The organism is bacterium, from assembly GCA_013360215.1.
Taxonomy (GTDB): Bacteria; CLD3; CLD3; order SB21; family SB21; genus JABWCP01.
This window is the reverse complement of the sequence record JABWCP010000006.1, coordinates 76,157-99,978: the sequence shown is the minus strand read 5'-3', so window position 1 is coordinate 99,978 and position 23,822 is coordinate 76,157. Positions and strand designations below refer to the sequence as shown.

Below are 23,822 nucleotides of genomic sequence, written 5' to 3'. Positions count from 1 at the left end.
TAGTACGCGCTGTTGGTTAGGTTATTAAATCAAGTATATATATTCAATATTGACTTTTAAAGTGGCCTCAAAAAAAATCAACCGCCTTCCCGTCGTCACGATAGTCGGACGGCCCAATGTAGGAAAATCAACGCTATTCAACCGCATCATCGGACGTCAGGATGCCATCGTAGACGGCACACCCGGGGTAACACGGGACCGTCACTATGAAATCGCCGAATGGCGTGGAAAAAATTTTATTCTCATCGATACGGGCGGGTTTATTCCGGATTCGCATGATCTCATCAATACCGCTATCCGTGAGCAAGCGCAGCTGGCTATTGACGAATCCGATCTCGTTATTTTACTGATTGATGCCGTAAGCCAACTTTCCACGACAGAAATGAAAATTGCCGATGTTTTAAAACGTTCTAAAAAAACATCGTTATTGATAGTCAATAAAGTGGACAACGAAAAGGTCTATCAAAATACACTGGCGGATCAGGAAATTTATAAACTGGCCATGGGTCAACCGCTGATGATATCGGCGCTTAACAGTCGCCATATCGGCGACATGCTCGATCGTATCATGACGGCGCTTGGTGACCGATTTGCGGCCAGTCCGGACGAAATAACGACCGATACTAGCGCCATTCGTTTGGCTATTATCGGACGCCCCAATGTCGGAAAATCTTCTTTGGTCAACGCCATCATCGGTAAAAATAAACATATCGTTTCGGATATACCGGGAACAACGCGCGACGCGATTGATACTGATTTTATTTACAATGATACCGCATTCAAATTGATTGATACGGCCGGTCTGCGACGCAAGGCCAAAGTTAAAGAAAATCTCGAATTTTACAGCACTCTTCGTACACTCAAGACAATACAAGAGTGCGATGTAGCGATTCTCTTGATTGATGCGATTGAGGGGCTCGCGGCTCAGGACATTCGCGTACTCGAAGAAGCCCGGCAACTGAAAAAAGGATTAATTTTAGTTGTAAATAAATGGGATCTTGTTAAAAAAACAGACAAAACGGCGCTTGATTACGAAAAGCATTTGGACAAAGCACTCGGCGCAACCAAATATATTCCGTATGTTTTTACGTCGGCGCTCACCAAACAACGCGTTGCCAAAGTACTCGAAACAGCTAAAAAAGTGCATGACGAACGTAACCGGACTATTGCAACCGCGCAACTCAACCGCTTTCTCGAACGCATCATTGCACGCAATCACCCGCCCGCCGTACGCGGTAAAGAAATCAAACTGAACTACGCAACGCAAGTCAAATCACGGCCACCTGTATTCGCGATTTTCTCCAATGAACCAACCCTCATTCCGGCTAACTATCGCCAGTACATCGAAAATCAAATGCGGGATGAGTTTGGTTTTGAAGGCGTCCCTTTGTCACTAACTTTTAGAAAAAAAAGCAGGGATCGTTACGAATGATAAACCGTCTATTTGTATTTATAGTCCTTACTACAACCGGTTATGCCTTTGCCCAAGGACGACTTTCGCAAACGTGTAAAGACCACGCCGATGGCATTATCAGCGATCAACAAGCCTACGATACACTGCATGATTTGCTTACGACTTCGGATTCTACACCGATCCATGAGGCTGACAAATGCGGTTTTCCGGCAATTCAAACTTTACAAGCTCTTTCTCAAAAATTAAATAAATCGTTTGCTGTGCAGAAAAAATCTGCCGCATTTGTTTACAATCACGCGTTTGTAACCGGTTCAGGAAAAAATCGTACATTTAAAATATACTACGATACGGTCGGCACAGATAAAGTATCAACTATTGATGCCGACGCCAATACCATTCCCGACTGGGTCGAAGAAAACGGAAAGGCTTTTGAAAAATCATACCGTAAAGAAATCGATACCATGGGATATCGTGAACCCGTCAATATGAAGCGTGACGGATACTATGAGGTATACATTATCAACATCAGCGCTTACGGTCAGACGGCACCGGTGCAGCAATATCCATCCGGAAGCGATACATGGGAATCATTCATTGAAATTGAAAATGATTTTGTAGGCGGTGGATTCAAAACGCACGGTTATGACGCCATGCGGGTAACGGCGGCGCACGAATTTCACCACGCCATTCAATTGGCCTATAAATACGATACCGGTTATACGGACGGTTGGTTTTATGAAATGACTTCAACTTGGCTGGAAGATGTAGTATATGACGAGGTCAACGACTATTACGCTTATCTACCAAGATTTTACAGCAACCCCCACGTGTCTTTATTCAGCGAGACGACGTTTTTTGGTTACCATGTTACACATTGGTTGCATATGATGGAAAAGACCCGCGGCGCTTCTATAGTTCGAAATATATGGGAACGCATGCCCGACGAACGGGCGTTGATCGCTATAAATAATGCTCTCGAAGCCGAAACAAGTACTGACCTTAGAAATTCATTTACCGAATTTTCAATCTGGAACTATTTTACAAAAGATCGTTATGACAGTATTACATATTTTCAGGAAAGTCGCTCGTTTCCTGCGGTAAGTTTTTATAAAAACACTTTAATCGGTAATTTAACTTATACCGATGGCATACCCGGTTTGGCGGCACGGTATTATAACTTTAAAACCTTTGACTCCAGTGATATTAAAATTCGTTTCGAATCAGGTAGCCCTTCCGATTTTAATATCATTACCATTGAACGTTTGGAATCCGGCGATCCTTTTATAACCCGTCGAAGCCATGTTGACAGTTTTGTTGTATCGCATATGAAAGCGGGCGATTCTTTGATCGTTATCGTCAGCAACACGACTACAAATAAGACCAATACGACCTATACGATCAGTACCGGTTTAACAGACGGCTCTTCTTCACATGCAACGGCTACTAATCTGCAAATCTATCCTAATCCGATTCGAACGGATCTACATGACGTGGTCAATATCAAGTTTGATCTTCGAAAAACGGCATCCGTTGTTTTCGAGGTTTATACTATTTCAGGAAAGCGAATGGTACATCATAACTACGGCAAATTTGATCCTAATAATCATCTTTTAAATTGGGATATAAAAGATAATGCCGGAAAGTTTTTACCCTCCGGCATTTATATCTATCGTTTGAATATTGGCGATTATTCCAAAACCGGTAAAATCGCTGTCGTGCGTTGATGCGATTTTACAGACTAAACCGTTTCAACCCGAACCGTATTGGTCGCCCCGCGTCCGCCAAAAGGCAAACCTGCGGTTATCAGGATACGCTGGCCTGCAGATAGGATCTTACGCTTTACAAGATCTTTTTTAACTTTTTCAATACTTTCATCAATATCCTCTTTCAGATCAGCAACATTGATGCCGCGTACGCCCCACACAAGATTAAGTTGACGGCATACCTGCTCCGAATGTGTAATTGCAATGATGGGTGTACCGGGACGGTGTTTAGCCACGAGCTTAGACATAGCGCCCGTCATCGTAATATTAACGATGGCATCGGCTTCTAGCATATCGGCAAGCCCGCAAGCGGCGATGGCTATCCCCTCCTGCATCATTTGCAATTCTACGCCTGTCTTGCGACGTTTGCTCTGATCGTGGGGAATTTCTTTTTCGATCAGTTTAATGATTTGTTTCATGGTGGCGATGGTTTCCACCGGATATTTACCCGATGCTGTTTCCGCCGATAACATCACGGCGTCCGAACCGTCCAATATGGCATTGGCAACGTCCGAAGCCTCCGCACGCGTCGGACGCGGATTGTTAACCATCGAATCAAGCATTTGTGTTGCCGTGATCACCGGCACTCCGGCACGGTTGCAAAGATGAATCAATCGCTTCTGAATGGGCGGAACTTCTTCGGTTTTCATCTCAACACCAAGATCACCGCGCGCAACCATCAATCCGTCCGTTATCGCTATAATACGTTCTATACAATCAATAGCTTCCGGTTTTTCGATTTTCGCTACGACGGGTGTATTCTTGCCGTGCGCACGTATCACTTCTTTCACATGAAGTATATCTTCCGGTTTGCGAACAAACGAAAGCGCGACATAGTCTACGTCATTAGCCAAGCCGAAAAGCAGATCCTCCGCATCTTTTTCCGTCAACGAAGGGGCGCTGACATGCACACCGGGCAAATTGATCCCTTTGTTATTTTTCAGCACACCGCCGATGATGACTTCACACACCACATCGGTACCGGTCTTAGAGACGACACGCAGCCTAAGTAGTCCGTCATCTAAAAGTAAATCATCACCGACTTTTACGTCCCCGGGCAGTTCTTTGTACGTGGTGGAAACGATATGCTGATCACCATCTACATCCCTGGATGTAATTGTAAATTTTTCACCGATACGCAAATCAATAGGGCCGTTTTTAAAAACTCCCACACGTATTTTAGGGCCTTGCAAATCCTGAAGAAGCGCTACCTGCTTACCAACCTGCGCAGCCGCTTTACGAATATTGTCCATTACCTGACGATGCGCGTCATGCGAGCCGTGCGAAAAATTAAGACGCGCAATATCCATCCCGGCATCAATCATCCGTACCAAAGTTTCGTAATCGCTCGATGACGGACCAATCGTACAAATAATTTTAGCGCGGGTTTCAAATAAATTTATCATAAACTCCGATTAAGTTATTTAGCAGGTGTTGATTTTTTTTCATTTTGTTTAGCCTTTTTCTCCAGCATTTCGATCAAATCATCCGCCGGTTTACCGAGAAAATCTATCATCGTTTGCGCATCATCGGCTAATTCATGATTGGGATATTTTTTTATAAATTCTTCATACGCCGCTTTTGCACGATCATTGTCGTTCAGCCCGTTTTCGTAGGTGTATGCTTTTTTGAATAAACTGGCCACGGCTTGAGGCGTATTGGGATAGGTATTTACAATACGATCATAATATTCTATAGTCTTTGTAAATTCATTTTTATATTGCGCATACGCTTCGGCCGTTACACGCCACACTTCACACATCACGGTCGTATCGGATTTAAAACGTGTTTCCATACCGGCCAATAACGTAAACGCCTCATCCGTTTTGTTTTTTGTAAAAAGGCTGTCCGCCTGTTTAAATAAATCAGCCGCCGTCTCCGTTTTCGACGATTGGCATGATGAGATAAAACCAATCAAAACCAACGCAACGAACCAATACCTATTTGACTTCATATCGGCTTAATCCTTTTATATTGTTTGAAAATAAGTTTGTATGTAGTATCTCTGTTGAAATTATAACTAAACCCAATATGCCATCCCTGCGCGCAACACATGAAATTTTTAAAACCCATGTACTTCTCGTCCTCGAAGGGCGATTCGATCCGTATGATTCAGACAATGATTTGATCGCTCTCCAAAATGCCTACGATCTGATCCGCAAAGAAACCGGCCAAACGGATTTGATCCTTGAATTTAAAATGAAACACATCGGTTCAGTCGGAATCAATACGTTGATCAAAGCTTATCAAATGGCACGGACGAATGACGGACGGTTAATCTTCATTCAATTTCCTGATTCAGAAATCCGCTATCTTGAAATTACAGGGTTTAATCGCTATGTGTCGTGCCTGCAAAACCGCACGGAACTTTTCTGAAAAAGCGGCCTAATGTACACACTCACCCGATTTCTTGCAAGCGATAAACCCATATCGGTTCGACGGATCATCACGGAGTTTATTGAACTGAAAACAATATCTGTTAAAGTAAAAATTAAATGCTTATATGGCCTATCAGGTTTGGGTATAAATAAAAAAACCTGCCGAAAGCAGGTTTTTTTTCACATAACAATGGTATTACTTTTCAAAAGGCAAAATTTTGTGTGATCACTCCGGAAGCTGAGATGGTAATTTTTTGAGTTTGTGTACCCCCTTCATGCCATGCCACCAGATCATACGTCCCCGCCGGTACACCGGATAATGCATAACTTCCATCGGCTTCCGTCACGGTATAATACGGGTTTTGTAAAACCAGAACGACCCCGCCCATAGTCGAATGAATGTCACAAAACACTTTGACAACACCCGGCGTAGTAAATTTGACAGACTTGGAAACACCTTTGGCATAACGCCCAAGATCAAATTTGACAGAAGGCGAAAGTGAAAAAATATTGTGAAACAAATCATCTTCATTGGGGAAGTCCACTGTCGTTCCCGCCAGCACCGGTAAAATGCGCGGCGTAATGGCTATATTTTTTTGACGCATAGCAGGCCGGCTTTGCGGCGCGGGGAAATTACCCTTGGCCGAGGCAATATATACCACCGCTCTTTTTTCGCCGGCGGAACCGGATTTTAAACGTGATGTGTTTTTTCCGTATGATCCTTTTACGGCACGCCCGGTAGCATTAGCTGATCGAGGAAAACTGACCGTTCCTGTTATTTTACCATCGCCCGCCGGGCGCATCAGTATTACGTCATGATTTAAGCGGGCGTTTTGACCCATCGCTTCAAATAAACGCGTGGACGTACCTGTCACCGATAATATCCAAAAGGTTATCCCTGCTATCGCTGAAAAAATTAGTTTCATATGAATCCTCTTAAATGCTTTTAAAATGGTACGGATAATTGAACAGCCGTCAAACGGCTCATCGGGATTTCCGATTGATCAAATCGCGTCCACTGTTCGACAAGCTTCAATGTCACATCGGTCGTCACACGAAATCCGATACCCGCTTCATAGCGTTGAACATTATAATCCCACGGCGTTTTTTTAGAACTTAATTTAGATTCACGGATTTCGGAAAAACGCATAATATCGTACCGACCTGCGATATACCATCGTGGATGCAGTTTGTACTTGATATCAGAATAAACGCTCCAGTTAGACAGTTCGCCTTCGATCACCGTCGCATCCCAAGTGCTGCGTACAAATTCACCACTCATCATAAAATAGCGATAACTCAGTTCCCAATCCGCACCGTACGCCGTCTGATGGTACTCGCCTAGTCCTTTACCTTCTTCCAATAATCGCTGGTCATCGGCTTTCGACAAATACGGATTGTATGCTCCGGAAAAACCGATACGAATACCGGGAACCGGATTGAAACCGATACGACCGACAAATTGTTTGCCTTTATTCAGATCCGCCTCCGGATTGGATATGGAACCTTCCGTGACAGCCGCTTGATATTCAAACCAACCGATCGAGCCGAACATTTGTACACCAAAATCCCATCGCGCATCGTATACCGTCGGCGTTGCCGCTTCAAATCGCGAAATCGGTATATTGCCATCATATTTTTTTCGTTCACTCTTTCGGACGACCTGTTCCGCATTGTTCCAGAGATTATTCCAATCCAATGCCGTGCGGTATTGCCGCATCAGGGGTTGACCGATCAAAGGATTGACATCGGAAAATTCACGCTTGGCAAAGTTACCGAACGGATTCGGAATTTTTCCGATCATAAAATTGACGGCTTCATTGGGTACATCAAAAATTGTCACAAATGCACCTTGCAAGCGAATTCGATCCTTAGAACGATCATCAAAAAGAACTTCTACATCGGCGCGTATTTTCGAACCCTGTTGTGCATTAAACATCAACAATGTGCGCATATTGTTAAAATTATTATCCCCAAGCGTATTGGCATTCCCCGCTTTACGCCCGACGGCATGCGCGACATCCACAAAACCGCCAAAACCTACGGATGTTCCTTCCGTTCCGGCTTCCGTATTCGGAGCAACCGTTTCTTCCTGTGCATGAATCGGTGCCGCCAATAAACACACTGCAATCACAATCCAGCAAAATTTACTCATGGCCATATCCTCAAAATAATTTGATTACAACGTTTTTAGATATTCGATCAAATCGTTTTTTTCCTGCTCTGTCAATTCGATATCGAATATGGGTTTTGGCGTCACTTGTCCGGTGCCGTTCCACTTCCATGTTGTCATCTGCGCCGTAGTGATGGTATCTGCGTAATGATTGATCACAGCGCGCAATGACCCGGCCGATCCGTCATGCCAGTACGGCGCCGTTGCAAAAACCCATCGCAAAGACGGTACATCAAATGCCGGTCTAGCCGCTTTGATTTGAATCGAAAACTTACCGGAGAGCGTCTCTCCGGAATGACAAATATTACACTTACCCTGATTTTCAAAAACAATTTTACCGCGCGCTTGCTCGGCAGTTAAAGAACCATCATCATTTCGAAAAGGATTGGCAGGAACATCCAAAAATCGCATATATGCGCCGATGGCTTTTATTTCTTCATCGGTGGCCGTACCGCCCATAATACCCGTGATAACCGTTTTGGTCAACGTATCCAGATCGCTGCCACCTTGACCTTTCCATAGATAGGGCGCCGTCTCCGCTACGCCAAATAAGGTCGGAGTGGAATAGGATACCGCCACACCGCCAAGTGAATCATGAATCAAGTCCAAATGCCACTGCTTGTTATCCATATCTCCTTGAGGGTGACAAGTACCGCAGCTTAACTGTCCGCTGCCGGAAAACTTAGTATCGTTAAAAAGTTTTCTTCCATAAGCGATTTGCGCGTCTTCACTGATTTTTTCTTTCTCACAAGATTGCATAACCGAAAAAATCAAACTCAGAATAAGTACAAATCTCATTTTGTCATGTTTCATAGCTGTACTGATCGTTAGATATTATAAAGTTTTAAGATATTCTACGAGATCGTCACGTTCCTGCGCGGTCAACGGTGCAATAAGCCCATTGCCGGCATAATGTTCAATCACCTCGTGCAGTGTTTTGGCCGAACCATTATGAAAATAAGGTGCTATCGAATAAAGACCGCGTAATCCGACAGTACGAAATGTGCCGCCGGTATAAATATTTTTCGGAATAGGACTTCCGTAGGTCGGAGCAGGATGGCATGGCGCACAGTTGCCGCGATTAGGGTCTTCGTAAATGCTCTTTCCGCGTGCTTGCGCCTCTGTCAGTTGACCGTTGTCCGCCAAGTTCGGATTTTTTGGAAATGCCAGCGATCTTTGATACGCCACTAAAGCGGCCACTTCATCCTCCGAGGCCGTCCCACCCATAATAGTATCCGTATATAAACGCGTAACGGATTCCAACGAACGAAAGGAGTTTTTCCAAAGATACGGCGATCCGGTTTGTGCTATGCCCCATAAAGTAATGGTGCGAAATGAATCGGGAATACCGGCCGTCGTGTCGTGGATCGCTGCAAAATGCCAGTTACGGTTATCCGTGTGCCCTTCGGGATGACACGTCACACAGGACGTTTTACCGTCCGACGAAAATTGAAGGCTGCGAAACAGTTCACGCCCGCGTGTTATTAACGTATCTTCGGTAACAGGTTCTTTGTCACAACCGGTAAAACTCAATGCGCATAACATTAAAAAACAAAATCGCATAACGTATCGCCTGATATAGATAAAGTTTTATTGGGGTACTGAGACGATTACAACGCACAAACATACGCTAAATTCCCCGCGTACACAAGTATCGTTTTTTTTTGTAGGATACCGATAAAACTAAAAAGCCTCCTTATCGGAGGCTTTTTAAGCAATTTCATATCATCAAGACTTGCTTGTTCGCGAAATCCACAATGGCAATCCTAAATAATCCAAATTGAGATGTCCCGCCACTTCCTTTTGTTCACCGTTAATATCTACGTATTTATTGGGAACCGTCGCCGTTACAAAATAAATAACTTTGACACCCCAAAAATTCTTTTGATCCACAGTAACAGCGGCTACATCATCTCCCCGTGTATCTTGTTCATACGAAATATAAACCGCTGAACCGGATACGTCCATAACGGTTTTATCGTTTTTCATGAAATAAATGCGGATCGGCGTATCGGTTGATCGAATTTCAATATTTTTAAAAAATCCTGCCGCCGCTTTATTGGAGCAGGTCATATCAATTTTCCCGGTTCCAAACTTGATGGTGGTTCGCTGTTGCGCAACAAGCGACGCACCAACGATCAGGCTAACAAGCACTACTAAAATTCGCATAGACAGTCCTTTTTATTTTATACAACGGCGTAAGTTACATTTTCGTCTTTACACATTCAACCGAAATTTGCAATTACTTTTTGGGGTAGTCGTAAAAACCTTTTCCGCTTTTTACGCCATAATACCCTGCTGTTACCATTTTTTTGAGCAGCGGACATGGGCGGTATTTGTCGTCGCCAAGACCTTCATGCAATACATTCATGATGGAAAGACATACGTCCAAACCGATAAAATCGGCAAGTTGCAGCGGCCCCATAGGATGATTCATGCCGAGTTTCATTACGGTATCAATGGCTTCGACAGACGCCACACCTTCCATGAGACAGAATATCGCTTCATTGATCATAGGCATCAACACGCGATTGGAAATAAAACCCGGATAATCATTGACCTCGACAGGCACTTTGCCAAGTTTTTCGGACATAGTTTTGACCGTGTCATACGTAGCCTGGCTTGTTGCTAATCCACGGATCAATTCGATCAGTTTCATGACGGGCACGGGATTCATAAAATGCATCCCGATCACTTTATCGGCACGTTTGGTCACTGCAGCGATCTGTGTGATCGAAATCGAAGATGTATTGGTGGATAAAATCACGTCAGGTTTACATACGTTATCCAGAGTTTTAAAAATGCCCGCTTTTATTTCCGGGTTTTCGGATGCCGCTTCGACGACAAAATCACAGTTAGCCGCATCTTCGATTTTGGTGCAAAGCGTGATCCGCGCCAGTGCAGCGTTTTTTTGTTCTTCCGTCAAAGTACCTTTGGTAACCTGACGGCCCATATTTTTTTCGATATTCGCTTTACCGCGTTCGACAAATTCCTGTTTGATATCAATCAAATTGACATCGTATCCGGTTTGCGCAAAAACGTGAGCAATTCCGTTTCCCATAGTACCGGCGCCGATCACGGCGATACGTTTGATTTCCACAGATTCATCTCCTGTTATTATGTATAATCTCGTGATATGTTAAGTGCGACTAAAATGTACCCAAACCTTAAGAGAAGCTCAATAAAAAATCCCGCTGTGACGACAGCGGGATGAGTAAGACTCACGCGCCTTATGATAAGGCGTGAATTAAGGCGTGCCCATCTATGGATCACGCGGTGGCCATTGAAAACTTGAAGAGAACGCGATGGACTTGCTCTTTCAGTTCACTTAAATCGCTGGACTTGACGACATACGCCTCAGCCGCCCAACTGACGAAATCATTTTTAAACTGCGCGTACGCTGAATTGATAATCACCGGTATGCCAACATGCATAACCAGTACATTTGAGAGAAACTCCAAACCATCGCCTTCAGGCATCATGATATCAAGGATGATCAGATCGGGCTGATCAACCGGAAGTGATCGGTAAGCTTCGCGCCCATTGGCGTGGCAAATGACTTCGTGCCCCATTCTTTCAAACTCAGAACGATACAATAGCCTTAGATTCGGCTCATCTTCTATGACACAAATCTTAGCCATCGCGCTCTCCTTTGGGAAAAAAGTTCCTTTCAAGAACCTATCAATTAAACTTCACCGCCCCCAAAAAAGTTCCATCCGCGGATGCAATGCTGTTAAAGCTTGATAAGAAATGAGTTATGGTTTGTCTATGCGCACACGTTCGACATAGGTTGCACGCCCGGTTTCGACATTAACCTTAAAAAACAAGCCGTGAAAGCGCACATCCCCTTTGGAGGGCTCAAATTTGAAGTACGTTTGGAGTATAAATTTTTTTACCGTGGGCTCTTTTTGCATACCGATCACACCGTCGTGCGGGCCCGTCATACCGGCATCGGTAATATACGCCGTGCCGGATGGGGTGATCATTTCATCCGCCGTTTGTACATGCGTATGTGTCCCGATCACAGCACTCACACGCCCGTCAACATAATGACGAAACGCAATTTTTTCAGCGGTCGCTTCCGCATGAAAATCTACAATAATGATATTGGTTTCATCCTGAAGTTTTTCAATTTCGCGTTCACCGACGCGAAAAGGGCAATCTATGTCATACATATAGGTTCGCCCTTGCAGATTGATCACACCGATTTTGAGGCCATTTTTTAATTCGTATACCGTCGAACCACGACCTTCATTGCCCACAGGATAATTGAGCGGGCGAAGTAAGTATTTTTGAATCAACGGGTTTTCCGCATAAAATGTTTTCTTTCGATCCCAAATATGGTTACCGCTGGTGATCACATGTACGCCGAGATTAAAAAGATGCTGGCATTGCCCTTCGGTTATACCTTTACCTTCGAGCGTATTTTCACCGTTTGCCACAACAAAATGAATGTCACGTTCCTTGATGAGTTTGGGCAGCGTTTCTGTGACCATATCCAAACCGGATTGTGCAAAAATATCGGCAATGTGCAGGCAATTGATTTCCATGATGCTCCAAAAGTTAACCGTTCAATGAATCCGAAACTTAAATAATACCGTACAAACTTTTTCCTTTTTCAGCCAATGCATCCACACGACGCGTGACATCGGGATCTTCGATAAGCGGCGGTGCGTGATGCGGTTTGATCCGTGCGTCAATAACCAGAGGTCCCCTGCAACCCCAATGTTTATCCTCCACAAAAGCACCCGCTCCGTCCATATCAGCCGCCGGATCGGAACGCGTAAAAGTCACCCACAGAAAATTGTTGAGTTGTGCTTTGACTAACGTCACATCATCACAAACTATCCATAATGGCAAGTTTTCCAAATCTCTCTGATGTTCCAAATATTCGCATAAAACACGAATGGCTTTTCGGGCGGCTACGCGGTCGGAATATTGGGCTCCTCTGACGGCAACAATGCCCGGTAAAATAACGTGCGCATCGGAAAAACCCTCCGGTAATTTTAATTCCGAAGGCACCTGACTTGCCAATAAGCGACGGACTTTACCCGCGGATGCTATCACCACTTTAGACCCTTGATTAAAACCGAAACCTGAATAATCCAATGTATCAATCGTCGTTCGTGTCTGAAAATGCAGATCCTCCTCCCAACGCACCCGTGAAAGTACGTGTTGCAAAAATTTAGGAATATCATGTACATCAAGCGACAGATCGTCTTCTTTTGCGGTGATGAAGAGATACTTTGCCAAAGAAAGTTGCCCCTGACCGAGAATGGCATTGGCGATAGTAAGAAGTTCCTGCGGTTTACGTTCGCCGTAAGGCACATAACGCTCGCTGCCGATCGCAAGTAACAGCGGATGAACACCCGCGCCGTCCACCGCATTGACACCATGCAAACCGGCGATCACCGTAGGTATAACCGGCCCTGTGATTTCATGAATAATATCCCCGAACGATGTATCCTCTTGCGGCGGGCGTCCGACAACGGTAAACGGCCATACCGCGCCATCCCGGTGATACACCTGCTCCACCTCAATGTACGGATAGTCGTGCGTGAGACTGTAGTAACCTAAGTGATCTCCAAAAGGACCTTCCGGTTTTGTCGCTTGCGTATCAATAGTACCCGTAATCACAAAATCAGCATCCATGGATACCGCATGACCGTTTTGGTAACCATAACGAAAACGCCGTCCTGTCAGTACACCCGCAAACATCAGTTCGGATAAACCTTCGGGTAAGGGCATTACCGCCGCCAAGGTGTGCGCAGGCGGACCGCCGACAAAAATGCTAACACGCAACTTTTCACCACGACGAATGGCGGCGGCATGGTGCACGCCGATACCGCGATGAATCTGATAATGGCCGCCGACCTCACGATCCTGGATATACTGATTACCGGCCATTTGTATGCGGTACATGCCAAGATTGGACATTTTCCATCCGGGGTGATCCGGATGTTCGGAGTAAACCTGCGGCAATGTGACAAACGGCCCGCCATCCTTGGGCCAACAAGTGATTTGCGGAAGCTCACCGATACGGCATGTATTTTTTAAAACCGCACCGTTGCTTTTTTTCCATGGCAACATCGTCAACGCTGAAAATGGAACTCCAGCATAACGCAACGGGCGTTTGGCCAGATTCGCCGGATCAACTTTTAATTCGATCAGTTTTTGCACAGCCGCGAGCGTATGGCGAAACATAAAGCGCGTTCGGTCCATCGTTCCAAAAAGATTGGAAACAGCCGGGAAACGACACCCTTTGACGCGGGTAAATAATAATGCCGGACCTTGTTCTTGATATACGCGTCGTTGGATCTCCGCCATCTCAAGATAGGGATCCACTTCTTCATTAACGCGTATCAAATGACCGTGCCGTTCCAAATCGGCAATACAGTCGGATAAATTTTTGTACATCATAGCGTGGTAGTGTAAGCAATAAAAAACACTTCTAAAAGTGTTTTGAAAATAAGAAATATTGTTTAATATATGCGATGTTTTTTTAAACAATTATATTTTATATATTACATGCACAAAAGGTCATCCATGCACAGCTCGTAGCAAAATCACAGACCGTTTTTGATGTATTGTAACGGTCGGTTCGTCGGTTTCGGTTTGCACGATAACTTGTACAGCAAGTGCAAGAACACAGTTAAATTCAAAATAAAAGATAAATGCATGCAGCACAGCATTGTTTGGTTAAGGCGGGATCTACGATTAGACGATAATACGGCGCTTCTCCACGCTATAAAGGCAAGCCAATTTGTTTCACTTATTTTTATATTTGACAAACATATTTTGGATCGTTTGCCGGCCGATGACCGACGATTGAGCTTTATTTACGAATCGCTCACCTATCTTCAAAACAAATTGAAAGCCCATGGTGCGCCGACCGTACATATACTTTACGGTGAACCAGAAGTCGTTATTCCGCAGCTATTTTCTGAAAACAAAACGGATGCATTATTCTTTAATCACGACTATGAGCCGTATGCCAACGCGCGCGATACGGCGATAACGGAGGTATTAACCCAAAAAGGAATCCTTGTACACTCTTTTAAAGATCAGGTCATTTTTGAAAAATCAGAAATCGTAAAAGATGACGGCACGCCTTATAAAGTTTTTACTGCTTATAAAAACCGATGGCTGAATACGTATACCCATTCTTATCCGAATGCAATAACAGATAATACATCCATATCATGGAAAAAATTTTCTCCTCTGATTTCGTCGCTACCGCTTATTCATTCGCTGCAAGAGATCGGGTTTGTTAAGCGTGAAAATATCATACACGGCGGTTCCGATGCCGCTCAAAAACAATGGACACAATTTACCGGTGATTACCTCGAAAAATACGATACACAACGCGACTTGCCCGGACTGAACGCTACCTCTCACCTTGCGCCACACCTTCGTTTTGGTACGATCAGTGTTCGCCAGCTTATAGACTTTCTATCAAAACATGAGGCGCCGGCGGCTAAAGTTTTTTTGTCAGAACTCATCTGGCGTGAATTTTTCATGATGATACTTTGGCATTTCCCACACGTCATAATCCGTAGTTTTCAAGCCCAGTTTGACCGCATCGTATGGCCTAATCGCGAAGATTGGTTTGAAGCATGGAAATCAGGGTATACGGGTTATCCCATCGTGGATGCCGGTATACGTGAACTTAATGCAACGGGATATATGCACAATCGGGTACGGATGATCGTGGCTTCATTTTTGGTCAAACATCTGCATGTCGATTGGCGTAAAGGCGAGGCGTATTTTGCAGAAAAACTGTTGGACTATGAATTATCCAGCAATAACGGTAACTGGCAATGGGCCGCCGGTACCGGTGTGGATGCTGCACCGTATTTTCGGATTTTTAATCCTCTGACCCAAGGGAAAAAATTTGATCCGGATGCCGTATATATTCGGCGATGGGTACCGAAGCTGGAAAATGTTTCGCTTCGTGAAATACATGACCCGGATAAACGGCAAAACGGATTATTCAGCCATTATCCGCATCCTATCATTGATCTGGATCAGGAACGACAGACGTGTTTAGCGCTGTACAAAGTTTAAAAAAAATCCCCGAACGAAAAATCATCCGGGGATTCTACTCTATCAAAAAAAACCGTTTGTTAGTCCGGCAGTGTCTCTTTGCAGCTATCCTGATAGACCCACTGCAATATCATCGCTAACCTGGATACATCAACTGAAGGATGTCCGGATTTTAATTTGACGATAATAAGACTGGTCGAATCACCGGGTATAGCATTCGGTGTTGCATCGGACCCATTTCCTAAAACACCGGCATACGTGGATAAATCATAATTTCCAAGCTTCACAGCCGTCGAATGACAAGGTGATGCACATCCATCATCAAGTACGGCTTTTATGTCGGTTACATAACTGTATGGTTTTGGCGGATCCGGTGGGCCGGGTACATTACCAATATCTTCGGATTCGCTGCAGCCCACGAAGGCCAAAAGGGATAACATTATTATTAATATTTTCTTTTTCATTTGGCTGTCCTCAGAAATTTTTAAGTGAACCATCGGCTTTATGACACGTGTAACAAGTCGGATCCTGCCCTTCGATGTTATGGCAACTTACGCAGTTTTCCATATCTTTTTTGGCTAACTGAGCGTGCAAACCGCCGCCTACACCCGACGTAAAACCAGCTACCTTATGCCAAGCCGGTTTAGACATTTTATCATTATTATTGTGGCACTGTACACAGAAACTCTCAGCTTCGTGGCAGGTTTGACATTCGGAAGTTTTAGCCTTGGCATCAAAACGGTGTGTGAAAATGAAATCCAGTGCATGGGCTTTACTAATAATCTGACTGCTATTTTCACTCATACCCGACGGTGTACCGGACGGGCTGAATTCGTTTCTATTTTTCATTTTATTCAGATTACCGCCATTATGGCAATCTTCGCAGGATTCGGTGCTATGGCACATGCGGCAGTTGGCATCGCCTTGCGTAGCCACTTCGTGTTTATGCGTACGAATAAATCCGGCCATATGATCCGCAGGTTTGATAAAACGGATGTCCGTATGGCAAGTTTTACAATCATTGCTCGCCTGTGCGCCGTCATGGCAACCCATACAAGACTCCATCGCAGGCAGTGTACGTGCGCCGGTATACGCTTTGTTAGTTATTTCGCTGTGGCAGGTTTCACAATTTACATTTTTCATCCCGAGATGCGCCTTGTGATTAAAGGTCAATTCCCGTTTGGGCGCTTTGTAGGATGAATACGGTTCTTTGGGCTCAAGATGGCAGAGCTTACAGTCCGTCGTTTCTTTGTCGTGGCATTCGTAGCAGGCATCCATTTTGGGAAGATTGCTGTCCATCGCTTTTTCACTAGAAGTGATCGAAGCATGGCAGTCTTTACATTCAGCGCCGCCTTTAGTGGCGTGAAACTTGTGACTGTGTTTGATCAGCTTGGAGCGATCCTCTTCTTTGTATATAATCGCATAACGGCTGCCGATCTTATCTTGCATCTGAGCGGAAGTTTTCACCAGCGACGAAGCTTTGAGCGGCTCCGAAGAAGGAAAGAAAACCAAGGCAGCGGCCATGAGTCCGACCGCCGTAATGAGTATTATTCCGAGTAATTTCTTCATACCAGTGTCCGTTATAAGTTATATTTTATTGAAGAACCAATAATTGGCGCGCACAAAAAAGCGCAGGTCATATTTCGATCCGGCAAAAACCGGCGATGTTTTGATGTTTTGCGAAAGGTATTGTCCTTCGACATCCACGTTCATCGCCTGCATCAGATTATAATTGCAGCGCAGAACGGCCGTCATGGAACTATTGGTATATTGATATACCTGACGGTAGATATCTTGTGTGCTGCTTGACGAAAAATCGCTCGATGTGATGTCATCTTTCATGTCATATGTAGCATAAGTCAACCCACCATACAAATACATGTTTCGACGGACAGGGTAATACGAACTTAACGAAATCTGTTTGATCGTGCCGCCATAACCCAAACGCCATTGATAAGATACGTTGGTACGTTGATACGTGAGACCCGCACCGTAACGCCACGCGTCTTTCATTTTGTAAAATACGTTGGCATATTCACCGTTAAACGACCAATCGGTATTGAATTGATACGTTCCGCGCACCCACAGTTCCTGATTGGCATCAATGTCATCAAACTTCGCAAAAATGGTATTGTAATAAAGATCCGGTCGGCGGTACGCATACTGTACGGCAAACCACAGCGTATGCAACGGTTGGAATTGCACATCCGTAGATATCTTACGCACGTTGGAAGCCAACGCATCGTACGTCACATTATAAAACCAATTGATCTTTCCGAAAAAATTGCGATTGGCATCAAAAGCGATAAGCCGCTCATCCAAATCCGGACTGTAAACGAGGGTATCCGCGTTGCGCTCATTGATCGTATAGTAATATTGACCAATGCTGCGTCGTTCAACATACGTTAGGGCCATATGAGTTTGCGCCAACTTGGAAGTCATCACCTTGGCACCAAACGCGGAACGATCCGCCGGGCGCCCCATTTTTACAGTTCCATCGGCCGGAGGCAGTGCACCGTAGTAAGCCATAAATCCGTATTTGTCGGCGTTATAAAAGTCGTAACGGACACCATCTATCGAGGGTGCGCGTACACCGGCATAAACCTGCTGACGCCCTACGCGGGCTTCCCAACGATGATTTTTTGTCGGATCGGATTTCCACTGCGCATAAAGATTGTACACGCGATAATCCGGATTGTCCTGCCGCGCACCGGCCAGATCATAACTTCCGGTTACATATCCGTGCAACGAAATATTGGATTTCCAAATCCCGTTGGCATGAAAAATCGCCGTTTGATAACCACGAAAACTTTTTTGTGTGGTTGAATCCGCATACTGATTTTCCCAGGAATACACCGATGTCGAAAGCCGCGTTGAAAGCGTTTGGGCTGATGCGTCAAAAAGTACGACTGCGCCGCACAACACTATCAAGTAGCCAACTAATCTTTTTTTGATATTCATAGCAACCTCAGGCTTCAAGTCCATGAATCGTCGTAAATTATATGTCAAAATAAAGCTAATAAAAATACAGAAAGGCACTTATTTCATCAAAAGATATGCCCAAGTCGCAATACACCCTATGACAATTGTCATAAAATTGTAAAGAAAATTACAGCATTACTTTGCATTAATTATCATCAGTCAACAAACTGATGTAACCAGCGTTTTAACAACTTATGGGTCGTTTGATTTTAAGCATCAGAAGGTTTTTGCTTAAAATTTGTGGAACAAAGCGGAAAATAGATAAAAAATAAGGTCGCTCGTTTTAGCGAGCGACCTTTGAAGAATCGTAACGATCGTACTAATTAAAAGCCTGCATCCGTCATTTTTTCAATCGTATTCGTCAGCAGAGCTTCCGAATATTTGTAGTTGTGAATACCGAGGCTGGCTTCTCTCAGTGCAAACTGGAAGTTAATCATCGCACCGACTTGTACATACTTCAGCGATGGGAACTTCGGTAATGCTAAGTTTGCATCTTTTTGAGCTTGTGTCCATGAGCCGCTTGGATTGGGATTTCTCCATGCCCCGCCGGGATTGGATGAAGGATCATATATATTCAGATATCCATCCCAATTGCCTGTCGTCAAACCTGCCCACAAATTGGTTTCAGTATCACTGTCAGCGTGGAGGATCGGTGTTCCGCCGCCGGCCGCATTGATCTTCGTAGCCAATGTATTGAGCAAACCTTTGATCGTGTTCCGAGGATTTGTCCACAAGGTAGAGTTGCTGGAACTTACGCCGGTATGGCAACCGGAGGTATTGCAACCATTAAAGTTACCCTGCACCATAAATGTGTGTCCGCCACCACGACCACTGACCGTCGCCATGTGACAATCTTGGCAGGACGCAACGGAAGTGTGCGTTGAACTTTGAACTGTTTTAGATCCTGTGAATTCTACACCACCCATACCTGCAAATACAGCACCTACTACACCGTAGTGCACATGCATGCGATAGCTGGGATAGGTATGCGTATTGGAAGCACCCGTCGTTGAATCATAGAACATCCGATTCGGATCTAATGCTAAAGAATCATAATTGACGATATCGCCATTACTGAGCGTCGTGCTCTTTGTCATAGGACGCGGTTGATGGCACTTGATGCAAAGATTAGAACGACCATTGTCTTGAGCCAAATTGATCGTCTTATTGCCTTTCCACATATTCATCGCAACAGCCGCATTCGTCGTTAATACCGTATCCGCAGCACCATACGTCGTATGCGTACTGGCATGGCACGTACCGCAACCAATTTCGCCTAAGGCCTGGGAAGAAATAGTAGCATAACTATTGGAGTACTTGCCGGTACCTGCATTCAACGTAAATGTTGACGGAACATTGTTCTGAACAACATACAGGAATCCTTGTTGCGTGTGGCATACGGCGCAAGATGTATTGCCGGCTTCTTCAAAAGCGGCTTCGCCGTATTCATGTTTGGAAAACTGGAATTCAATTTTGATACGATCCACATCATTGGGATTGTGGCATGTTTTGCATGTTTCGTTTGCATCGGTACCATTTGTGCCATTTGTACCATCTTTGCCATCCGCTCCGGCGGGGCCTCTCGGGCCTTCGCAGCTATTGATAAACAAAAACGCTAAAAATACTAATGGTAGTGCGACGATGCCTGCAAATCTCATCAAGTTACTTCTCATCGCTTTTTACCTCCTACTTAGGATTGGTTTGGAGTTGAATCTCGCATATAAAATAAACACACGACCAAACCATCCCTATGATAATTGTCATAAATTTGTCATAAAAAATTTCACCTCATAAACGAAGTTTTATCAAAACTTTAAAAGCAAAATTTTGACTAAATTATTACAAACTGAAAATTTTTTTAATAAAAAAAAGCGAGGTTAAACCCGCTTTTTATACTTAAAATGAAATTCTTATCCCATAGCTTTAGGCACTAATCATACTTTTTCTTAAACCTTTGATATAGATCGGTTTGTTTATTATCAAGATTAATATCCCGGCCTTGTATATGATAGGTACTTGCTGTAGAATGATATTAGTGCCGAATGTTACCAGAATAAAAACAGAGTCGCCATAATTTAAAAAATTCGGTTCAGAATCTAATCGGTCGGATTGAACTACTTTCCTACTATGCAGTTACAGTTCCCGCGTTTCGTTTTTTGAGGGTGCACACATTGAAGTGATGCTCTTTGAGAATTTTATAAACGGTAGATTTTTTTAAACCAACGGAAGCGGTAATTTCACGAACCGACTTGCCCTGATGGTGCAAATCAATCACACGATGAATGGCGCTCTGGCGAAGAACGTACTTTGCCGATGGTACGTACGTACCCCTTAATCGTGAACAAATGGAAACAATTTTATCCAGTACATGATGACCCGGTTGAGCTATTATTTCGCTCAACGTCGTTACAAATTCTCTTGTTGTATCGTATTTCTCGTTTTTCACTTCAATTCCACCTTTTCGTTCGCCTGTATATTCATTTTATCCGTCATGTTGTGTTCGGATTTTTCTTCAAATCTAAAGCCTTACAAGCAGATATATCATTATCAGCAAAGCCGCTGTAAAAATAATAATCAACAAACGTATGACATAGCGTTCTCTGATTTCACGATCAGCCAAAAGTCACCTGTCTTAAACTGAGATTAGGAAATCGGATGATTTAAATATGCTATAAGATAACAAAAGCGCATAGGTTTGTATGTAGGACAAACTCTGATTTTGTTGTCGGGGTTTGTCCTACATGTTTTTTGCCGGAGAAATAGATAGGTCATCAATGACGTGGATTAAACCTGAAATTGATCAAAATCTGTAGGCGCTACGAATTTAAAGCCATCATTCTTTAAGCATTGCAGGTAAGAGCTATTTGATGATCGCAAACAAAGGCGGAAAGATCAATCAGACAAATTTATTCTCGATCGCATAACGTATGATTTCAGCCGTGGTATTCAGTCCTAGTTTTTTCAATAAGCGCTCACGTAAGGTGCTGACCGTTTTTACACTGATGCACAATTCGTCCGCTATCTCAGTTACCGTTTTCCCGCCACCGATCAGGCACAACACCTGAAATTCGCGCTGAGAGAGTTTTCGGTGTATAACCTCATCCGTTCCAAATGATACAGTCACGGCTTCGGCAATAGGTGCGGAGACAAATCTACCGCCTCGCATTACACGATGTATGGCTACAATAAGTTCATCCGTCAGTGATGTCTTACAGACAAAAGCGTTTGCACCGGCCTTGAGCACGCGTAAGGCATACTCCTCCTGTGTCTGCATAGATAATACCAAAACACGCTGATCCGGTTTTTCAGTCTTAATATGCCGAAGGACATCAAACCCATTGCGCCCGGGTAGAGCCATATCAAGCAAAATAAGATCATAATCCGAAATTCTGAATAGCTCCAAAGCTTTTTCTCCGTCGGATGCTTCGTCAATACGTACTTCTTTAAATTCGGCGCTCAATATTTTTTCAACGCCAAAGCGTACAACGGCATGATCATCTACAATAAGCACATACATATCATGACTCCACGGGTTCTGATGGCAGTTCAACACGGATATGGGTTCCCTGTCCGACAGCCGTTTTGATAAAAATATGACCGCCGACAGCACGGATACGCTCACGCATGCCGATCAGGCCGATTGATTTACTGCTCGTAAGATGTATTTCATCGATTCCCGATCCGTTATCATCGACGGTTAAAAATAGTTTACCTTGCGTTTGACTCAGCGTTACGGAAGCTTCGGTGGCGTTGGAATGGCGCAGGATATTGGTCACGCACTCCTGGAAAATCCTGAACGCCGTAATATTAGCCAAGTCGGATGCTTCTACATCATTTATATCCAACCGCCAATGGATATTCGTTTTTAAGATAATATCCCGCATATGCGCCGCTATTGCTGCCGATAAACCGATGTCGTCTAAAATAGCCGGACGAAGTTCCAGTGCAATAGACTGGACCTTTCGAGCGGCCTCGTCGATCAGATGTATTATGGAAGTATGGTCATCATCAACCACGGATGCTTCGATTTTCATCACCGCAAGGCTCTGCCCTAATTCATCGTGAATTTCGCGGGCTATTTTGAGCCTTTCGGATTCACGGGCTTGCACAAGATGATTGGATAATTCCCTGAGTTCTTTGTTTCTCTTATGCATGCGCTTTGATTGCATTCGGAATATGCCGGCTCCGGAAATCAAAACGATCACAATTATAGATAGACGAAAAAGTATGGTATCCCACCATGCGGTTTGAACGATAACCTTTATTCGTGCGGGCATGCCCACGATTGCACCGTCAAGCTTGGCCCGCAATGTAAAGAAATACTCGCCTGATCGAATATTGGCATAAGATACATCTCGCTGACCTCGGTGTACAGTCACCCAATGGCGATCTAAACCTTCCAATAGATATTCAAACTCCAACTCATCGGAACGCTGAAACCCGATGGCTGAGAACTGAAAAGTAAAAAAATTTTTATCATACGGGAGTACGATCGCCGTTTTTCGATCTATCACGGTATCCAATGGCCACGCTTCCTGAAAAACTTCAAACCGTGTAAGATAGGGCCTAAGAAGATTATCTTTTTTTTCAACGCTCTCCGGGAATACATGAATAAACCCTTCGACGCCTCCAAAAAGTAAAGTACCGTCTTTTTTTCTGAAGCCCGACCCGGGCTCGAACTGACGTATAGGCAAATCTTTACCGCCGGAAAAATTAGTAACCGATGGCTTTTGATTTTCATCACCCCAACGCAGCACCGTCAGACCATTGTTATTGGTAAGCCAAATCCGACCGTGCAAATCTTCCTGCACTGAATACACCATATCATTAGCCAAACCGTCCTTAACGGTAAATACCGTGGGTGTCAGATTTTGCATGTCCCATCGCTGAAGCCCTTTACCGGTCGCAACCCATAAATACCCTTTTCGATCAATGCACAATCCATATACATGATTGTCTTCGGCGCCATAACGTTCTCCGGAAAAATAACGAAACTGCCGTCGGCGCACATCGAAACGAATCAATCCGTGATGCCGTGTACCCAGCCACACGATGGAATCCGATTG

21 protein-coding genes are annotated in these 23,822 nt (G+C 44.3%); 4 read left to right on the top strand and 17 right to left on the bottom strand.

Features of this window, described 5'->3' with window-relative positions; translation table 11 throughout:
- The first annotated feature begins 61 nt into the window (after positions 1 to 61).
- The gene (gene der, locus HUU58_05975) at positions 62 to 1,432 is read left to right on the top strand and encodes a ribosome biogenesis GTPase Der (GenBank protein NUN45212.1); all 1,371 of its coding nucleotides are present in this window, start codon (positions 62 to 64) and stop codon (positions 1,430 to 1,432) included.
- Positions 1,429 to 3,138 (top strand): T9SS type A sorting domain-containing protein, encoded by a 1,710-nt coding sequence (locus HUU58_05970; protein NUN45211.1) that lies wholly within the window; start codon positions 1,429 to 1,431, stop codon positions 3,136 to 3,138. Before der ends, HUU58_05970 begins: the two co-directional genes overlap by 4 nt.
- A 14-nt stretch (positions 3,139 to 3,152) precedes the next feature.
- Here HUU58_05970 and pyk read toward each other — a convergent pair whose 3' ends face one another.
- Both pyk and HUU58_05960 read right to left on the bottom strand, forming a co-directional pair.
- Positions 3,153 to 4,583 carry a pyruvate kinase gene (gene pyk / locus HUU58_05965; protein ID NUN45210.1) on the bottom strand — a complete coding sequence of 477 codons (1,431 nt, stop codon included), beginning with the start codon at positions 4,581 to 4,583 and terminating at the stop codon, positions 3,153 to 3,155.
- A 14-nt stretch (positions 4,584 to 4,597) separates the two neighbouring features.
- Positions 4,598 to 5,131 carry a tetratricopeptide repeat protein gene (locus HUU58_05960; protein NUN45209.1) on the bottom strand — a complete coding sequence of 178 codons (534 nt, stop codon included), beginning with the start codon at positions 5,129 to 5,131 and terminating at the stop codon, positions 4,598 to 4,600.
- A gap of 77 nt (positions 5,132 to 5,208) precedes the next feature.
- Between HUU58_05960 and HUU58_05955 the strand changes: the two genes are divergently transcribed.
- Positions 5,209 to 5,553 (top strand): STAS domain-containing protein, encoded by a 345-nt coding sequence (locus tag HUU58_05955; protein ID NUN45208.1) that lies wholly within the window; start codon positions 5,209 to 5,211, stop codon positions 5,551 to 5,553.
- A 205-nt stretch (positions 5,554 to 5,758) separates the two neighbouring features.
- Here the strand turns inward: HUU58_05955 and HUU58_05950 are convergent, their stop codons facing one another.
- From HUU58_05950 to HUU58_05910, 9 genes are all read right to left on the bottom strand, one after another.
- The gene (locus tag HUU58_05950; protein ID NUN45207.1) at positions 5,759 to 6,481 is read right to left on the bottom strand and encodes a carboxypeptidase regulatory-like domain-containing protein; all 723 of its coding nucleotides are present in this window, start codon (positions 6,479 to 6,481) and stop codon (positions 5,759 to 5,761) included.
- A gap of 20 nt (positions 6,482 to 6,501) precedes the next feature.
- Positions 6,502 to 7,710: a hypothetical protein gene (locus HUU58_05945; protein ID NUN45206.1), complete on the bottom strand. Its 1,209-nt coding sequence runs from the start codon at positions 7,708 to 7,710 to the stop codon at positions 6,502 to 6,504.
- 24 nt (positions 7,711 to 7,734) lie between these two features.
- Positions 7,735 to 8,541, bottom strand: a complete 807-nt coding sequence (locus tag HUU58_05940) for a c-type cytochrome (GenBank protein ID NUN45205.1) — start codon at positions 8,539 to 8,541, stop codon at positions 7,735 to 7,737.
- Positions 8,542 to 8,562: 21 nt separating this feature from the next.
- On the bottom strand, positions 8,563 to 9,291 hold the full coding sequence (locus HUU58_05935) for a c-type cytochrome (protein NUN45204.1): 729 nt from the start codon (positions 9,289 to 9,291) through the stop codon (positions 8,563 to 8,565).
- A 165-nt stretch (positions 9,292 to 9,456) separates the two neighbouring features.
- A complete protein-coding gene (locus tag HUU58_05930; protein NUN45203.1) occupies positions 9,457 to 9,897 on the bottom strand; it encodes a hypothetical protein in 441 nt (146 codons plus the stop codon).
- Between the two features lie 73 nt (positions 9,898 to 9,970).
- A complete protein-coding gene (locus HUU58_05925; GenBank protein NUN45202.1) occupies positions 9,971 to 10,828 on the bottom strand; it encodes a 3-hydroxybutyryl-CoA dehydrogenase in 858 nt (285 codons plus the stop codon).
- 169 nt (positions 10,829 to 10,997) lie between these two features.
- A complete protein-coding gene (locus HUU58_05920; GenBank protein ID NUN45201.1) occupies positions 10,998 to 11,369 on the bottom strand; it encodes a response regulator in 372 nt (123 codons plus the stop codon).
- A gap of 114 nt (positions 11,370 to 11,483) precedes the next feature.
- The gene (locus HUU58_05915; GenBank protein ID NUN45200.1) at positions 11,484 to 12,278 is read right to left on the bottom strand and encodes a TIGR00282 family metallophosphoesterase; all 795 of its coding nucleotides are present in this window, start codon (positions 12,276 to 12,278) and stop codon (positions 11,484 to 11,486) included.
- A gap of 37 nt (positions 12,279 to 12,315) precedes the next feature.
- Positions 12,316 to 14,148, bottom strand: coding sequence for a UbiD family decarboxylase (locus tag HUU58_05910; GenBank protein NUN45199.1), 1,833 nt, complete (start codon positions 14,146 to 14,148; stop codon positions 12,316 to 12,318).
- 258 nt (positions 14,149 to 14,406) lie between these two features.
- Here HUU58_05910 and HUU58_05905 point away from each other — a divergent pair, with 258 nt between their 5' ends.
- Entirely contained in the window at positions 14,407 to 15,795 is a 1,389-nt protein-coding gene (locus HUU58_05905; GenBank protein ID NUN45198.1) for a deoxyribodipyrimidine photo-lyase, read from the top strand.
- A gap of 59 nt (positions 15,796 to 15,854) precedes the next feature.
- On the opposite strand, the gene HUU58_05900 is transcribed toward HUU58_05905, so the two are convergent.
- The 6 genes from HUU58_05900 to HUU58_05875 form a co-directional block, all read right to left on the bottom strand.
- The gene (locus tag HUU58_05900) at positions 15,855 to 16,238 is read right to left on the bottom strand and encodes a hypothetical protein (protein NUN45197.1); all 384 of its coding nucleotides are present in this window, start codon (positions 16,236 to 16,238) and stop codon (positions 15,855 to 15,857) included.
- 10 nt (positions 16,239 to 16,248) lie between these two features.
- On the bottom strand, positions 16,249 to 17,343 hold the full coding sequence (locus HUU58_05895; GenBank protein ID NUN45196.1) for a hypothetical protein: 1,095 nt from the start codon (positions 17,341 to 17,343) through the stop codon (positions 16,249 to 16,251).
- Between the two features lie 18 nt (positions 17,344 to 17,361).
- Entirely contained in the window at positions 17,362 to 18,735 is a 1,374-nt protein-coding gene (locus HUU58_05890) for a hypothetical protein (protein ID NUN45195.1), read from the bottom strand.
- Between the two features lie 344 nt (positions 18,736 to 19,079).
- Complete coding sequence (locus tag HUU58_05885; protein ID NUN45194.1) at positions 19,080 to 20,414, bottom strand: hypothetical protein; 1,335 nt, start codon at positions 20,412 to 20,414, stop codon at positions 19,080 to 19,082.
- Between the two features lie 467 nt (positions 20,415 to 20,881).
- Complete coding sequence (locus HUU58_05880; GenBank protein ID NUN45193.1) at positions 20,882 to 21,202, bottom strand: helix-turn-helix domain-containing protein; 321 nt, start codon at positions 21,200 to 21,202, stop codon at positions 20,882 to 20,884.
- 450 nt (positions 21,203 to 21,652) lie between these two features.
- Entirely contained in the window at positions 21,653 to 22,273 is a 621-nt protein-coding gene (locus HUU58_05875; protein NUN45192.1) for a response regulator transcription factor, read from the bottom strand.
- Positions 22,274 to 23,822 lie beyond the last annotated feature (1,549 nt).